1 pseudogene is annotated in these 1,002 nt (G+C 69.2%); it reads left to right on the top strand.

The annotated features are described in order from the left end of the window. Window position 1 precedes the first annotated feature (1 nt). Window positions 2–1,002: pseudogene (locus A2U95_RS24515) on the top strand (ADP-ribosyltransferase); the annotation flags it as partial.

Here is a 1,002-nt window from a genome sequence, read left to right as displayed (position 1 = left end):
GATACCGCAGTTCACCGGGGACCTGGCGCAGCTGGAGACGGATTACGCGGCGCTGAAGACCGACGCCGGGAATGTGCGGTCGGTCGGGACGAAGGTGCACAACCAGTTCCAGGGCCTGTCGGCGTACTACCAGGCGCCGGAGGCGGAGAAGCTGTTCGCCACCACGCAGGTGGTGAAGGACAAGGCGGACACGTTCGCCGACGGTCTGGAGACCGTGTCCTCCGCGCTGTCGTCGTACGCGAGCGAGATCCGCCCTTTGGTGGAGCGGCTGAAGCAGCTGAAGGTGGAGGCGACGGAGTTCGTCGCGTCGGTGGAGGACGACGACGAGTGGGAGTACGACGGGGACAAGGTCGAGGAGCACAACCGGATCCGGGACGACATCACCGCGACGGTGGCGGCGTTCTGGGCGGCGGAGCGCACCTGCCACAACAAGATCACCGCCTTGTGGGGCGGGACGCAGATGGTGGCCGGTGACGGGTCGGAGCGCAAGGACCAGTACGGGTTCGACGCCGGGGACATGAAGAACGCGAAGCTGCCCTGGGGCGATCCGGTGGAGGAGAAGCACCACTGGTACGAGGTCGGCCACTGGGTGAAGTCGTTCGTGTGGGACGGGCTGATCGTCGACGGGGTGTGGGGCACCATCAAGGGCCTGGGCACGCTGGTCGGTTTCGGTGGCTGGGAGGCGATGAAGCAGGCCTGGACCGGGCTGGCGCAGCTGGCGACGGGTCTGGTGATCTCGGCGGTGCCGGTGGCGGGCGCCCTGTTCTGGACGCTGCCGGACGACAGGCTGCCGTCCTGGATCCGGGACTCGCGCACCGCGATGAAGGAGACCGGCAAGGCGCTGGTCGCCTGGGACGAGTGGGGCAAGAACCCCGCCCGCGCCGCGGGCGCGGTCACCTTCAACGTGCTGACCACCGTGTTCACCGGTGGTGCGGGCGGTGCGGTGGCGGGTGCGGGCAAGGCCGGCGCGGTCGCCAAGGTGCTGTCCGCCACCGGCAGGGC

This window comes from Streptomyces chilikensis (assembly GCF_001642695.1).
In the GTDB taxonomy this organism is placed as follows: Bacteria; Actinomycetota; Actinomycetes; order Streptomycetales; family Streptomycetaceae; genus Streptomyces; species Streptomyces chilikensis.
This window is presented reverse-complemented; position numbering and strand designations above follow the sequence as displayed.